The organism is Vibrio sp. zbq_1 (genome assembly GCF_043102935.1).
GTDB classification, from domain to species: domain Bacteria; phylum Pseudomonadota; class Gammaproteobacteria; order Enterobacterales; family Vibrionaceae; genus Vibrio; species Vibrio parahaemolyticus.
On record NZ_JBICJH010000032.1, the window covers coordinates 242099 to 258097 of the forward strand.

11 protein-coding genes are annotated in these 15999 nt (G+C 44.2%); 5 read left to right on the forward strand and 6 right to left on the reverse strand.

The features are described 5' to 3' along the window. Positions 1 to 161 precede the first annotated feature (161 nt). Both ACF8CV_RS15270 and ACF8CV_RS15275 read left to right on the forward strand, forming a co-directional pair. Entirely contained in the window at positions 162 to 1490 is a 1329-nt protein-coding gene (locus tag ACF8CV_RS15270; RefSeq protein WP_138938435.1) for a sphingomyelin phosphodiesterase, read from the forward strand. Further along, positions 1487 to 2446, forward strand: a complete 960-nt coding sequence (locus ACF8CV_RS15275; protein WP_171055979.1) for a chromosome partitioning protein ParA — start codon at positions 1487 to 1489, stop codon at positions 2444 to 2446. Before ACF8CV_RS15270 ends, ACF8CV_RS15275 begins: the two co-directional genes overlap by 4 nt. 70 nt (positions 2447 to 2516) lie before the next feature. Here the strand turns inward: ACF8CV_RS15275 and trpS are convergent, their stop codons facing one another. Further along, a complete protein-coding gene (gene trpS / locus ACF8CV_RS15280) occupies positions 2517 to 3539 on the reverse strand; it encodes a tryptophan--tRNA ligase (protein ID WP_138938437.1) in 1023 nt (340 codons plus the stop codon). Between the two features lie 636 nt (positions 3540 to 4175). Between trpS and ACF8CV_RS15285 the strand changes: the two genes are divergently transcribed. Then, entirely contained in the window at positions 4176 to 5132 is a 957-nt protein-coding gene (locus ACF8CV_RS15285; protein ID WP_138938438.1) for an AEC family transporter, read from the forward strand. A 74-nt stretch (positions 5133 to 5206) separates the two neighbouring features. Here ACF8CV_RS15285 and ACF8CV_RS15290 read toward each other — a convergent pair whose 3' ends face one another. From ACF8CV_RS15290 to ACF8CV_RS15310, 5 genes are all read right to left on the reverse strand, one after another. Next, on the reverse strand, positions 5207 to 5659 hold the full coding sequence (locus tag ACF8CV_RS15290; RefSeq protein WP_020903997.1) for a MarR family winged helix-turn-helix transcriptional regulator: 453 nt from the start codon (positions 5657 to 5659) through the stop codon (positions 5207 to 5209). A 201-nt stretch (positions 5660 to 5860) separates the two neighbouring features. Further along, entirely contained in the window at positions 5861 to 9022 is a 3162-nt protein-coding gene (gene vmeB, locus ACF8CV_RS15295; protein WP_138938439.1) for a multidrug efflux RND transporter permease subunit VmeB, read from the reverse strand. Positions 9023 to 9024: 2 nt separating this feature from the next. Beyond that, the gene (gene vmeA, locus ACF8CV_RS15300; RefSeq protein ID WP_017448300.1) at positions 9025 to 10164 is read right to left on the reverse strand and encodes a multidrug efflux RND transporter periplasmic adaptor subunit VmeA; all 1140 of its coding nucleotides are present in this window, start codon (positions 10162 to 10164) and stop codon (positions 9025 to 9027) included. A 424-nt stretch (positions 10165 to 10588) separates the two neighbouring features. Further along, on the reverse strand, positions 10589 to 12226 hold the full coding sequence (locus tag ACF8CV_RS15305; protein WP_023585416.1) for a methyl-accepting chemotaxis protein: 1638 nt from the start codon (positions 12224 to 12226) through the stop codon (positions 10589 to 10591). 614 nt (positions 12227 to 12840) lie between these two features. Next, on the reverse strand, positions 12841 to 13869 hold the full coding sequence (locus tag ACF8CV_RS15310) for a DUF2806 domain-containing protein (RefSeq protein ID WP_138938440.1): 1029 nt from the start codon (positions 13867 to 13869) through the stop codon (positions 12841 to 12843). A 277-nt stretch (positions 13870 to 14146) separates the two neighbouring features. On the opposite strand from ACF8CV_RS15310, the gene ACF8CV_RS15315 reads away from it, so the two are divergent. Further along, positions 14147 to 14707: a recombinase family protein gene (locus ACF8CV_RS15315; protein ID WP_138938441.1), complete on the forward strand. Its 561-nt coding sequence runs from the start codon at positions 14147 to 14149 to the stop codon at positions 14705 to 14707. Positions 14708 to 14885: 178 nt separating this feature from the next. Continuing rightward, complete coding sequence (locus ACF8CV_RS15320; RefSeq protein ID WP_025526316.1) at positions 14886 to 15800, forward strand: hypothetical protein; 915 nt, start codon at positions 14886 to 14888, stop codon at positions 15798 to 15800. Positions 15801 to 15999 lie beyond the last annotated feature (199 nt).

Genomic DNA, 15999 nt, shown 5'->3' on the forward strand with positions numbered 1-15999 from the left:
AAACCGCGCCTGTAACTTCATTTTGTTTACAACTCAGTTAGAACCAAGGTCACAAGTAGCGAACTATTTTCATCGAACCATAAGCTGTCATCCATCTTTAACGCTCGAGTAACATTTATAAATAAGAATGATTGCTCTAACACAAATCATGGATAAACAAGATGAAATTTTCGCAGTGGAGTCTTTTGCTGAGCACTTTAGTAGCATTGCCGAGCTTGGCTGATACGGACGTATACCTCACCAATAACTCAGACCAACCATTAACCATTCAGGTCAAACACAATGGCAGTGATTTGCTGCAATACGGAGAAGAATGGCAGCAACACGTAGAAGTATTAGGCCCTTGGGAAACAAAGCCCGTACTGAGTTTTAATCGTTGGGAAGGGGTGAAATCGGGTCAAAACTATCGCTTTGAAACTGTCGTATCTAACCCGCAAGGTGAAAGCATTACACTCCACCAAGTCATGGAAGGACATTGGTACAACTCAACCATTGAATACGGTTTGTCAGCCGCCGACGTGAACTTGGCATTAAAAGACGATCGCACGATTCATCGCTCAAACACGGAGGCGTTTGGCTCTCGCAGTGCAGAGCTAGCGTTTAACTCCGATAGAACCGCGCGTTATGACGATTTGTACTACACCGTCACACCAAGCAAAGTGGCTGAAGCCGTCGATAACAACGAGCAAAATCTCAAATTGATGACTTACAACATTTGGGCCTTGCCTGCGATTGCGTCGCATATTGGTGAGCGTTACGAGTTAATCCCCGATTACGTAAAAGGTTATGACGTACTGGCATTGCAAGAGGTTTTTGCTAGTGGTCGTGATGCATTTTTACGTGAGCTTGCAAAAGAGTACCCATATCAAACGAAAATGTTGAATAAAGAAGGCTTCAACGTTTACGACGGAGGCGTAATCATTGTGAGTCGTTACCCTATCGTCAACGAGGCACAATACGTGTTCCCAGATTGTTCGGGTACCGATTGCTTCGCTGATAAAGGCGTAAACTACGCAGAGATCATCAAAGGTGGTCAGGCCTACCATGTTTTTGCTACACATACCGCATCTTTCGATACTGATACAGCGCGTGAGTATCGTCAGCGTCAATTTCAACAAATGCGCACTATGGCGCAGTCTCTCAACATTCCGAACAACGAAACGGTCGTGTACAGTGGTGACTTTAATGTAAACAAGCTGAAGTTCCCTGGAGATTACCAGCAGATGATCGCAAACCTAAGTGCGATGGAGCCTCAATACTCTGGCTATACAGCGTCTACGTTCGACCCTCGTATCAATAACTTCGCAGGCGAAGCGCTATCTGGTGGCGAAAATGTGGAATACCTCGATTACGTCATGGTGAGCAACGAATATGGCGTGAAATCGTTTAACGACAACCGCGTTGATGTTCCACGTTCAACGGCAGAGGGGTTGTGGAAACATTACAACCTGTCGGATCACTTCCCTGTCAGCGCCGTGATCAAGCCATGAAGCTTAGCTTACTAATCACTGTGTCCGCCGTTTTGGCGGGCATAGTTTGGTTTTCAGTCAATGTCGACGAGCGCGATCAATTAACGCAGCTTTCTTCGGAGTTGCAGGATAAATCAATCGCATTGGTTGATAGTGATTTGACGCCACCCCAGCGCCAAAGCAGTACACAAAAGTCCAAGTCAAAATCAGACAACATGCCCACTGAGACTCAAGATCTTGCAGAGCGACTAAACCGCTCTAAAGGTCGAGCATTGAAAGCAGAAATCGAGACGTTTTGGCACACCTGTATGTCCGAGCTCAATTGCGAATCCAAACTTAATGAACTAGCTATAGATTTGTCTTCAGATCGTTTTAATTTGTTAGCGAACTACCATCAACTCGATGGTCTTTGGCAGCAAAGCGTTGGCAATTTGTTGTTTGATGAGCAGCAACCGCTCGCCTCTCGTGTCGCACGATTAAAATCCGAAGCGAGAAAGATTTGGGGAGAGCTCGCTGAGGTTATTTTCGCCGATGAGTTCGCACTTTATGATTTCAGCTTACAAGCCGAGCAACTTGACGCCGTATCGGCTCAAGATTACGTGAAAGCATTCGAGGATTTAATCACCGAATGGCAGGGGAACGAAAACGCCTTGGGGTTAGACAGCAACCAAACAAAATATGAACGAGCGGTGGCTCTGATCCCTGTAAGTATGAAAGGGATCGAGCGAAAAGCGTTGATTCAAGGGTTGCAGAAAAACTATCTGTCTGAACAAGAAAGAAAACAAATCCGCACTCGTGAACAACAAATAGCAAAACAAAAGCAGCAAGTTCGCAGTTATCAAACCGAGCTAAAACAGCTCGAATCCAGATTGGCAACGCAAAGAGCCACCAGCCACGCGAGTTGGTCTGAATCTGACTGGCAGCGTTACTATCAACAAGAGATAGCGAATTTTCGTCGCGAGTTCTTTGCTTCATAAGGTGCGCATACAAAAAAGCACGTAGCAGGTTAGCTTTCGTGCCTTTTTACTTTGTGCTCCCGAACCTATTTCAGAACAAGTTCAAGCCAAATACCCCCTTAACATCGAACAAAACTTGTTCTGTTTTTTCTCGAGAGACTTGGCTGCCATGTTTAAGAATCTCAATAAGTTGCGCTTTGTCGTTCAAATACAACGCCCGTTTCTCTCGGATCGGACGCAGCATTTCTTGAAGGCATTCTTCCAATACTTTTTTCATGGTTCCATCTCCTAGCCCGCCACGGCGATAGTGCGCTTTGAGTTGCTCGACATACTCTTTGTCGGAGTGAAAAGCATCGAGATAAGTGAACACAATGTTGCCTTTTACTTGACCAGGGTCTTCGATGCGCAAATGGCTTGGGTCGGTGTACATGGATTTTACTGCAGCTGAGATTTCCTTTTCAGTCGCCCCTAAGTTAATGGCATTGCCCATGCTTTTCGACATTTTATTTTTGCCATCAGTACTCGGTAAACGTGGCGCATCACTAAGCAACGGACGGCACTCTTTTAGGATCTCTTGTCCGCCAAGGTGGTTAGTCTTTCTCACGATTTCATTCGTTTGCTCAAGCATTGGTAATTGATCATCCCCAACCGGAACAAGTGTCGCGCGAAAACCCGTTATATCAGCGGCTTGAGAAATTGGATAAGTCAGGAACCCTGCAGGAATTGAACGCTCAAAACCTTTGCTTTGAATTTCATTTTTTACGGTTGGGTTACGCTCTAAGCGAGCAATTGAAACTAAGTTGCTGTAATACATCGTCAATTCTGCGAGGGCTGGCAGCTGAGATTGCAAACAGATAGTGGTTTGAATGGGGTCGATGCCAACTGCAAGGTAATCTGCGACTACGTTTAGAATGTTCGAAGATACCTTTGAAGGATTGTGCGCGTTATCGGTCAGGCCTTGCATATCGGCGACCAGAATGGTTTGGTCATGCTCCGATTGTAATGCCACACGCTGTTGTAACGAACCGACGTAGTGACCAAGGTGTAAAGGCCCTGTAGCTCGGTCTCCCGTGAGAATGATTTCGCGTTGTTGATGCGTTTCTTTGATGTTCATGGTTATCTCCTAGTCAAAATAGATCGCTACTGGAGATAAAAAGACAAGACACTCTTCGCTACCTTCCAGCAGCGTAAGAATGTAAGAATTCCGCGCCGCTCTACATAGAGCGCCACCAGAAAAAGTATGATGATGAAGGTGTGAAGAATAAGTTCATGCGTCTTAAGCTAACAGGGACTAAGACAATGCTCAATCCCAATGTGAAGAAAATGCAGTGTGTGAAAATTTGCCCGATTACATCGGCAAGGACATTGCGATAACGAGAACAGCACCAAATACCGAACCAGAAACAAATGCACATAGAACGGTTTTGTTGTGTTTACTTTTCATCGATGGACTCCTATTTATCACCACCAGAGCCGCACAAGGAATGAGCACGGCTCAACTTCATTTCACTTGTCTGCGCTGGAGTTCTGTTTTATCTCCAGTGCGATAAGTCGGAGTAGTAAACCAATATATGCAACCTTCGACCAGTCGAGCTTGGTCAAACTGAGATATTAGGCTCATATCGGAATGCAACGTACATCCTAATCAACATAAGAATAAAATTTCATCGCTTCCCTATTCACCGCCCCCTAGTTTGTGGCTTAATAGCGAAACAATAATGACTTTTTTCTTTTTGCTGCGGATACTTACATGGATTCTGTTTTACATCAGTTGCAATTCTCTTTGTCGATCACCGGCCCCATCTGCTTAATGTTGGTGCTTGGCGTTATCTTTAAACGGTTTGGTCTCATCAACGATAACTTTATTGAAATTGGCTCTAAGCTGGTTTTTAAGGTCACGCTGCCAGCCATGTTGTTTGTCAGTATTGTGGCTTCTGAGCATGATTTTTCTGCCGCCAGTGGTTTCATCAACTACGGCGTAGTCGCGAGCATTCTGTTTTTTATTTTCACCTACATGTCCGTTTCTGTTCTGTTTAAATCTTCTCCCGATCAGGGCGTGTTGATTCAAGGTGGGTTTCGCGCCAACACTGGCATTATCGGCATTGCATACGTTGCTAATGCTTATGGTTCACAGGGTGTCGCATTAGCTGCTCTTTATGTCGCCATCACCACCTTTATCTACAACGTTCAAGCGGTGATCTGCCTATCACCCAAAGGCGCTACGTCTGCCTCTCAAGCAGCAAAAATGATGGGAAGAACACTGACCAAGAACCCGCTTATCATCTCCATCGTTTTAGGTATGCTTTTCTACTTGTTGTCGATTCCGGTTCCAAACGTAGTCATTGATGCGGGTAACTATCTGTCGAAAATGACGTTGCCGCTCGCATTGTTATGTACAGGCGGGTCGTTGGATTTTAGTTTGATGAGAAAGGAAAAAGGCCCGTCTTGGTTTGCAAGCAGTTACAAGTTGATTGTTGCCCCAGTGTTGATCACGTTAGGCGCGTATTTTGTTGGTTTTCGAGGTGTTGAATTGGGGATTTTATTCTTCATGAACGCCTCACCCGTTGCGGCAGCGAGTTACGTCATGGCCCGTTCAATGGGAGGAAATGCGGTACTGGCAGCCAACATTATTGCTTTGACAACAGTGCTTTCAACCGTCACCTGCACATTCGGTATTGTGGTTCTAAAATCGTACGGTTTAATCTGAAAAATGATATAAAAAAGCCTCAGAACATAGCTGAGGCTTTACAAAAAGGCTTAGATTTAACGCAGAGAAGACGCTTACGAATGATTGGCTAATGTCATTTTCCTTACCAAACGAAAAAACTCTGCCGACTCATCTTCTGATAAACAAGAGAAGAATTCGCGCTGCAAGTTCTTCATTATTTGATGAACTTTCTTAATCGTTACTTCACCTTCTTTCGTCAAACTGAGCATTTTCAGTCGTTGGTTCGCCTCACTCTTCGAAACGCACACAAAACCACGTTTTTCCAAGTTATCGACCATGCGCTTTGCAACGCTTCGTTCGGTCAGAACGGCATCGGCTAACGCTTGTTGACTCATGGGCTGAAACTCTTCTAACGCTGCCAACGCACTGGCCATCTCTAAGGTCATCTGATTTTGACGACATAACTCTGCCTGTGCTCGGTTGCGATACATCCGTTGCATCACCCCAGAGACAAACATTGGGCTTTGATCCAAAACGGAGATTGGTGAAATTTTTTGCTCTTTCATAGCCGCCTATTTAACTTATGGCTTCATGTTATGCTTTCTGACCTTTTTATGAGGAATTCGAAACGTGATCGCTCTTCCTAGGCTTGATTCAAAATCGGTGGCGTATTAAACCATCGAGTTGAAAGCATAAACAAAGAGCGCTTACGCGCCCTTTTATTATGTTTATTGTTATTAGTATAACTCAGTTAAGCTTACGAAGTCTTACTCCGACTTTTCCGTTGCTGGAGCGAGTTCTTGAGATCGCTCTTTCTGCTCTTCTTTTTGGGCACGGCGATCAAACAAACGCTCTACCACAACAAAGAACACCGGAACAAAGAAGATACCAAGCAAGGTTGCACTGATCATGCCGCCAAGCACACCAGTACCTACCGCGTTTTGACCAGCAGAGCCCACACCAGCACTGATTGCCAACGGAACCACACCCAAGCCAAACGCCAAGGACGTCATGATGATTGGACGAAGACGCACACGCACCGCGTGCAGTGTAGCTTCAATCAGACCTGCACCTTTCTCGTAATATTCTTTCGCGAACTCAACGATCAAAATCGCGTTTTTCGTTGCCAAACCCACTGTGGTTAACAAACTCACTTGGAAGAACACGTCGTTGTCCATTCCACGACCAAGTACTGCGAGCACAGCGCCTAATACGCCCAAAGGTACAACCAACACGACCGCAAGCGGTACAGACCAGCTTTCATACAACGCAGCAAGTACTAGGAACACGACCAAAATGGACAACGCGTACAACATTGGAGCTTGGTTGCCGGACAAACGCTCTTCATAAGAGATGCCGTTCCAGTTCACCGTAAAGCCTTCTGGTAACTGCTCAACCATCGCTTCAATCTCAGCCATTGCTTCACCCGTACTGACACCTGGAGCTGCACCACCTTGAATGTTCATCGCGGCCAGGCCATTAAAGCGTTGAAGCTGTGGTGAACCATACGTCCATTCACCACTTGCAAACGCCGAAAACGGCACCATTTCACCTTGCGCATTACGTACATACCACGAGTTAAAATCTTCTGGCTGCATACGGAACTCTGCGTCACTTTGCACCATCACTTTTTTAACGCGACCACGGTCAATGTAGTCGTTGATGTACGCACCACCCCAAGCGGCGGATAGGATTTGGTTCACGTCGTTGATGCTGACATCCAGCGCGCGCAATTTAACGTGATCTACATGAACTTGGTACATTGGTGCATCAGATTGGCCATTCGGACGAACACCAACTAGTTTTGGATTCTGCGCTGCCATTCCCAGTAATTGCCCTTGTGCGGCAACCAATGCTTCGTGACCAAGGCTCAGGGAGTCTTGTAGATAGAAATCAAAACCCGTTGCGTTACCCAACTCTTGGATGGCAGGAGGTGCAAACGCAAATACCATGGCTTCTTTGATGGTTGAGAAGTAACCCATAGCACGGCCAGTCAAAGATGCAGCATCCGAACCCGGCGCTTCGCGCTCAGACCAATCTTTCAAGCCAATAAACGCCATACCCATGTTTTGACCTTGACCAGCAAAGCTAAAACCAGCCACGGTAAACACGGATCTCACGTTGTCTTTTTCTTCTTCCAAGAAATAGCTACGCACTTTATCGAGTGTTTTTTCTGTCTGCTCTTGAGTCGAGTTCGGCGGCAAGATTGCCATCGAGAACACCGTACCTTGGTCTTCATCTGGTAGGAAAGACGTCGGCAGATTCATAAATAACCAACCCGCACCAGCGCTCATTGCCACAAACACCAACAACATACGCCCAGTGCGTTTTAGCAACTTGGCTACACCAGCCTCATAACCTGCGGTCATCGAATCAAATTTACGGTTAAACCAACCGAAGAAGCCTTTTTTATCCGTAAATTCAGCGTCACCTTTTTTCAGTAACGTAGCACACAGCGCTGGTGTCAGGATGATCGCAACCATCACTGACAACGTCATCGCAGCAACGATGGTGATCGAGAACTGACGGTAAATTACCCCGGTCGAACCTGACATAAATGCCATCGGGACGAATACTGCCGATAAGGTCAAACCAACACCAATCAACGCGCCAGTGATCTGCCCCATCGATTTCTTAGTTGCTTCTTTTGGATCGAGCCCGTCTTCGTGCATCACACGCTCAACGTTTTCTACCACAACGATGGCGTCATCCACCAGCAAACCAATCGCCAGAACCATCGCAAACATCGTCAGGGTATTCACGCTGAAACCTGTCGCGTAAAGAATGGCAAACGTACCCAAGAGTACAACCGGAACAGCAATCGTCGGGATGATCGTTGCACGGAAGTTCTGTAAGAACAGGTACATAATTAAGAACACCAACACAATCGCTTCCAGTAGCGTTTTCACTACTTCTTGAATCGATGCTTCTACAAACGGTGTTGTCTCAAATGGATAAGCGACTTTCAGACCATCTGGGAAGTTTTCACTCAACTCTGCTAAACGCTCTTTAACTGCAGCCGCCGTTTCCAGCGCGTTCGCACCTGTACCAAGTGAAATACCTAAACCAGACGCCGGCAAACCGTTGTACTGACCTTGAATATCGTAACTTTCTGCTCCACGCTCAATACGAGCAACGTCTCTTAGATAAACGTTTGCACCGCTCGCATCTGATTTCAAGATGATGTTTTGGAACTCAGCCACACTGCTTAAACGACTCGCAGAAGAAATCGTCGCGTTAAGCAGTTGACCTTTCTGCGCAGGTGCTGCACCCAATTGACCAGATGACACTTGCGCATTCTGCTCGCTGATTGCATTCGCAACGTCAATTGCCGTCAGGTTGAACTGAGTCAGCTTAAACGGGTCAAGCCACACACGCATCGCGTATTGAGAACCAAAAGCCTGTACTTGACCCACACCCGTCACACGGCTGATTGGGTCTTGAATGTTGGTTACAACAAAGTCGGCAATGTCGTTTTGTGTAAAATCTGGATCGTCAGAATAAACCGCCACCACCATCAAAAATGAGGTGTTAGATTTGTTCACCACAATACCTTGGCTTTGCACTTCCATAGGAAGCGAAGTCAACGCCAATTGCAGTTTGTTCTGCACTTGAACCTGCGCGATATCAGGATCGGCTTCGCTATCAAAAGTCAGTGTAATAGTCGCATTGCCGAAAGCGTCACTGCTCGAAGACAAGTAACGTAGGTAATCCAGACCTGTCATGTTTTGCTCGATAACCTGCGTGACAGAGTCCTCTACCGTTTTAGCAGAAGCACCAGGATAGCGCGCGCTGATGGTGATCGTGGTCGGCGAAATGGTTGGATATTGCGACACTGGCAAGTTGAACAAGGACATGATCCCCGCAAGCATGGTCAGAATCGCCAGTACCCAAGCAAAAACCGGACGATCAATAAAAAATCGAGCCATGATTATCCCTGCTCTCCCGTTTGGATGGTGACTGGGCTACCCGGACGCACCTTTTGCAAACCCGCCGTAATAACTTGGTCACCGGCTTTTAATCCATCAATGATGCGCCATTGGTTGTCTATAACTTCCGCCGTAATGACTGGCGTAATCGCAACGGTATTATCAGCACTCACCGTCATCACCGAAGCTTTGCCTGTTGCATCGCGAGTCACGGTGTTTTGCGGGATCAAAATCGCGCTAGGGTCAACACCAGTAATCACGGTCGCACGCACGAACATACCCGGAAGAAGTAAACCATCAGGATTTGGGAATTCCGCTCGCAAAGTCACGCTTCCCGTACTTTCATCCACGTTAACTTCCGTGAACTTCATTGTGCCTTTGTGCTCGTAAGTCGAGCCATCTTCAAGCGTCAATGCAACTTGCGCAGATTGATCTTCTTGCATGTGGCCTTGAGAAAGCGCCGCTTTTAGTCGTAGCAATTGAGCAGAAGACTGAACGATATCCACGTTGATCGGATCAAGTTGTTGAATCGTCGTTAGCTTGTCGGCTTGGTTTGCCGTAACCAACGCTCCCGCAGTCACATTTGACTTGCTGATCACGCCACTGATCGGCGCTTTCACACGGGTATAAGTCAAATTGATCTTTGCAGTATTGATCTTCGCTTTGGCTACGAGCACTTGCGCTTTCGCTTCTTTGTAAGCCGCTTCTGCTTCATCCAGATCTTGTTGACTGATCGATTTCTTGGTAATCAATGCGCGGTAACGTTTAACGGTTGCAAACGTCGATTCTTCAGAAGCTTGCGCACGAATCAGCTCCGCTTCTGCACTAAGCAAATCCGCTTGAAATGAAGAGTCATCAATTTGATACAACGACTGACCTTTTTCCACAACGCCACCTTCAACAAAGTTACGTTCTGAAATAATACCCGTTACCTGTGGGCGGACTTCCGCCTCTTTAAATGCACGGCTGCGGCCCGGCAACTCAACCGTCAAAGCTTGTCGAACAGGTTCAACCGTCAACACATTCACTTCGGTTGCGGGAGCGGCGCCACCACCTTGCTCAGTTCCTTCTTGGCTTGGTTGACATCCCGCCATAAACAGGCTCGATGCAATCAGCAGCGATAGCGTGGTTCTACGTCTCATGAAACATCTCTCTTATTTTGCAAGCCCTACAAATATCCAATTCAATGCGTTCTGAATGGCTCGATTATGATTAGTGGATATGCATTTATCCCAAACAAATTAGTTAGAATGATAATTACCCAGTGTTGTACATACAACAAAATTTACGTTTCTATACGCTTGTCGAATGCGTTTGTTGTAAAGGTGCAATAGAACTCTCAGATTTGAAGATATTGTGTTGGAAATCACAATTTTCTGTGTACAAGTGGACGGGTCAAAAAGTGTGTAAATTGATGATAAAAACGGCGAGTGTTTGTACAGAGTTTTGAGGTCAAGTCCAGATTTAATTGATTAAATCCAATTGGCGAAAAGCTACGTTAAACATCAGCTAAAAAAGAGCCCGCACATCAGCGGGCTGTTTCGCATCAATTTCAAATATCAGAGCTTAAACTCGGAACTGGCTGACTTGCTGATCCAATCTCTGAGTTTGTTGTGACAGCATCGCAAGTGATTGCTGAGCCTGCGTGACAATATCAACAATCGATGTACTGCTGTCTGCAATACCCTGAACGTTGGTATTCACTTCATCGCTCACTGTGCTTTGTTGACTCGCTGCAGTTGCGATGTGCGTGTTCATCTCATTCATGCGTGAAATTGCATTGAGAATTTCAGCCAGAGATTCGCTTGCTCGCCCGGCAGATTGAATGGTCTCTTCACTGCTATTTTGGCTACCACGCATCACTTCTACAGCTTGCCCTGCACCAGACTGAAGCTTTTCAATCATAGCTTGGATTTCACCCGTACTTTGCTGCGTACGACTTGCAAGAGAGCGTACTTCGTCAGCAACCACAGCAAAACCACGACCTTGCTCACCCGCTCGCGCCGCTTCAATCGCCGCATTCAGTGCAAGTAAGTTAGTCTGTTCTGCAATGCCGCGAATTACATCTAGTACAGAGGCAATATCGCTCACATCATTATCTAGCGTATTGATCACATGGCTTGCGCTTTCGATCTCTCCAGCCAAGTCACGAATCGAGCCGACCGTTTGCTCCAAAATCACATTGGTATTAGAAAGCTCATCATTCGCGGTTTGGCTTGCAACTGCTGCTTCATTTGCACTCTCGCTCACATTGCGGCTAGTCACTTGCATTTCATGCACTGCTGCAGCAACTGCTTCGCTATCGCGCTGTTGAGATACTGTCGAATCTGCAATCGTCTCAGTGAGCGAGCTTAAGTTTGCCATCTCTTGACGAAGCGTGTTTGAGCTATCAATCACCTGTGACACGGTCGCTTGGATTTTAGAAACAAACTCGTTAAATGCCTTGGCCAGCTGACCAATTTCATCTTGCGTATTAATTTGGATTCGTTGGCTAAGATCACCATCACCCGAAGCGATTTGCGCCATTGCGTCTTTGATGTCGTTTAATGGTTTAAGTACTGTGCGTAGCAGCAGGAACACCATGCCAAGCGCCGCTAAGATCACAACGATGATGCCCATTTCTAAAATCGATTCTGCTCGTGCAGTCGCCGCTGAAATGTCTGACTTCAACTCACCTTGCTTATCTTCGATAGCACTTTTCACGACATTGAGCTGGGCTCGAACATCAACAAATTGCTCCTCAAACGTGTTCTTGTGCTCGTTGTAGTAGCTTAGCCATTGAGATTGAGGCTTGCTCAACATCACTTCGTAACTTTGTAGCCACTTTTGACCTAAAGTCACCAGTTTTTGCACATCAGCACCGTGTGATGCAGGCATCACTCCCGCACGTGATAGCTCAATCACTTTTTCCATACGCGGCAACGCTTTGTAAGCATTGTCTTTGTACTCGTGAATGTGATGATCAATATCTGCTTGTGTTTCTGCTAAGGCAATGCCTTGAACAGCAGAAGTCGCTTGGTAAAGATCGCGGTACGCATCTTCAATCGTGAACAGGTTGGGTACGATCTGTTCATTTAAGGTGTCGCTTAATTCAGATTGCTTGCTCGTTGTCATAACATTTAATACTGAGCTCACGGTGAACAATCCAATTATCAAAGATAGAGGAATCACTATCTTTTGTTTGATTGTAAAGTTTTGGAACATGAATAGATTCCCTTAATATATATGTACAATTCGTTCACTATCATATCAAACAAATGGACTATTCAACTGAGTAACTAGATCAACTTTATCTAATATTTTTTGTCTTTTTGATAACGGTTCTGTTTTCAACAATTAATTGATTTATATGAAATTTTCTTTAATCGAGGCAAATCACAAGAATGATGAAAAATAAATGATTCACGACGTGAAAAATGTAACAAAATAGTACTTAAGTTGATTTCAACGTAGCCTGATTTTATTCATATTTTCCTTAGAATCACACCAAACAGTGAATGACGTTAGGCAGATGATCTATTTATGTTTAAAGCTTACAGCAACAAATAAATTGAGATAGATGGATATAAATAGGCGTTTCGAAAAGAACAAGGAAAGGAAGAAGAAAAATACGAATTGATAAAACGAAAAAGCCCTAGCATTTCTGCTAGGGCTTCGAATGTGGCGGTGAGTGAGAGATTCGAACTCTCGAGTGCTAGCTACCAAGTTTAAAACAATTAAAATCAACCACTTAATATTAGTTTAATTTGTTAGTTTGTACCAGTAGTTTGTACATCTTAAACTTGATTAATGTGGTTAGTATTTACGCATTTGAGCTTCTATAAATCTCTTGCATTAACATAATGAACCTCACCTGGAGTGAGACGAGAAATGTCAGCCATAGTGACAGTAAAATTCTGTTTCTTCAAAGAGTTACCAAGCTCCTCTAGATAATTATAGTCATACGGAAAAACTCCTAATTTCAGAATTTCTTCACCCAGTTTTGTAACTTTATACCCACCTAACTTGATAGTTCGTTCAGGATTGTCATTTTTGATTATAAGTATCTTACCGCCGTACTGAATGGTCTGTACAAAGTTTTCAGAGTCGAGACTCCTAGTAGTTTTACTGAGACCTCCCGCAGTCAAACCTGTTATTATACCTAGTTCCTCAATCTCCAATAGGACACCAAAACTTAGACCACTAGTCTCAAGACAACGAGATTTATATATAAAATCCCCTAGCACATAAGGTGCTAGTTTAGAGATTTTTTCCGCTTCTAATTGAGATAGATTTTTCAAAAACTCCAATGTTCGGAGAGAATAAGAGCCTGGTGTTGTGACCTCTCCAGCCAGAGCTTTAGCCCATAATTTTCGTAGTTCTTCGTTACTAACTTTCTCTGCACTATCACGCCAACGTGTAAACCAATCAGGATCTACCGGGTCATCATTAGCCTCATATTTACCAGACTCTAACTCTTGCTCAGCAAGTAATACCGTTTTAGTCAGATTTATTTCCTCCTGAATAACTTGAGCCTGCTTACGAGCATTAGCTTGCCTATCAAGAGCTTCAAGATCAAAATATGGCTCTACTCTTCCACCTTTGAGTTCAGTCGTGCCACCTAGAGGTTCATCTTCCTCTTCCTGACATACAGTTATTAGCTGATGATCGGCAGTGTATTGCTTCTTGCCAGATTTTATATCCTCAATATCTTGTTCAGTCTGAGCAAGCATTAAGAGTTCTTCTCTCTTTGCTTCAGCTTCAGCTCGAGCTTTACGCCTTGTTTGCCAAGGAGCAAAAGCGCCACCTGTTCCTTCTGATACTAAGTCACCTAGTTTTATTAATGCTTTTTCACCCGGCCAATCCATCCTAACCTCATAATATGCATGCCAATCAAATGATTATAGACCAATTTAACCTATTTCAGGATTCCAAAAAGTGAGCATTTTTGTATGTAACGTTCAGAATAATTTCTACAAATAGCATTATGGATACTTTAATTAAGTTGTGTCTATGTATCCGTACCCGTTAGGTATACCCAAACGACTACGGTCAAACCTTGATCAAACAGTACCCAATAGGGTTGAATTTGAATTGTGACCACAATAAAATTTCTATCATCTAAGAGTTAAACGGGTACACCTAATGGCACACATAGCTTATCTACGTGTTTCGACCACAGACCAAAATACAGACCGTCAACTTACAGATTCTGGTATCACCTTTGATAAGAGCTTTACAGATAAATGCAGTGGTGGTTCAACCAAACGACCAGCATTAGAAGCTCTTAAAGACTACGTTCGAGAAGGAGATACAATCCATGTTCATAGCATCGACCGCCTAGCGCGTAATTTGGTTGATTTAAAGCAGCTAATAAACGACTGGACTAACCAAGGCGTTAGCGTGAGATTCCACAAGGAAAACCTAAGCTTTAATGCTGGTGGAAGTGATCATATGTCTGAGATCATGCTGAACATGCTAGGAGCTGTAGCTCAATTCGAGTTAGCAATGATTCAGGAAAGACGTCAGGAAGGTATTGAGAAAGCTAAAGCAGCAGGGAGATATAAAGGTAGACCAACGAACAAAACAAACCATCAACGTATCTCAGAGTTACGCTCTCAAGGAGTATCTTTACGGAAGATAGCCGCCCAAGTAGGCGTATCTCTTTCAACGGTACAAAGAGCACTATCAACGAGCGCCATGTAAGTAAAAATCAAAAAATCCAATCACACATGGTTTTTAAGAATAGCTAGGCAGTGCAATCGAAGAACAAACTATTTACCCCTAACCCTCCCCCCTACCCAGATTACTTAGGCGGTAGCGTGGTTGTGAGGTTAATTCATACCAACTAATAATCAAGATAGAGTTCCACCAGCAGTATAAGATGATGAAACATTATACTTTAGAGCAAATTGACCCTAGACAGCTTGTTCTCGATGAAAGGTTTCAAAGCAGACAAACACAGTTGATCGGTAACAAAGCAGACAGAGCAGCTTCAATAAACAGCAGACAAAGACAACTCAAAAATATTCTTACCAGTATAGAAAATGGCAATGGCATCAGAGAACCAATAGAAGCCTATGAGATTTATGGTGAGTTGTATGTGGTTAGTGGTTTCCATCGCACTGAAGCATGCCATGTGTTCCTTAAAGATAACCCAAGCAAAGTCCTTTTAGTACCAGTAAAGGTCTATCGAGGTTATACAGAAGCTGAAGCCTATCTGGATTCTCTCACTAAGAACATAGAACACGGTACAGCCTTAGATCAGTCTGAAATGTGGCAAAACAAGTTTAAGCAATCTTTGATGCAGGGGGAGAACCTAAAGATTCTTTCGAAAAGAGAAACCGCTAAGTTATTTGATTGTAGCCACTCTCAAGGATTACACATTGTGAACGCTCAGAAAGCCTGCGCTGAAGTTGGTTTGCCTAGTTTTAAAGAGTGGTTTAGTGATTATCAAAAAGCCGCAGAAAAACTCAGAAGAAGATTAATGAAGAGGTTTGAGGTAACGCTTTGTGACTTTGATAAAGATGGGTTTCCAATCATTAGTAGGTTAGCAAAAGCTTATAAGGGTAATAAGTTTGAGGATGATTTATCTGAAGAAGAGATAGAACAAATAGAAATATTTCGTCAACAAAGCACCCTTATTGAGTTAATCAAAAGAAACCCTATAGCTTTCAGGAAAGCCTTAAATAGCCTAGACAAGAAATCACTAGGGATAGTAGTCAAACGTAAGTGGGATGAAGACAAAGTTGTCCTTAAATACTGTGAAGACAATTCTACTGACGACGATATGTTCTAACGAGTCATAGTGAACACCTAGCGGCCACAGCAGAACCCCACAGAGAGGTCTCAGCGGTAGCCGCAAGGTAATGCGGAACTTTGGAAAGACGCTAGGGTGGTCACTTGTGACCGCCAAGATCTCTAGGTGGTCACTATAGGGATATTTAAAATAAATCAATAAAAGTTAATAACTAAAAAAACAATAACTTAAATTAAAA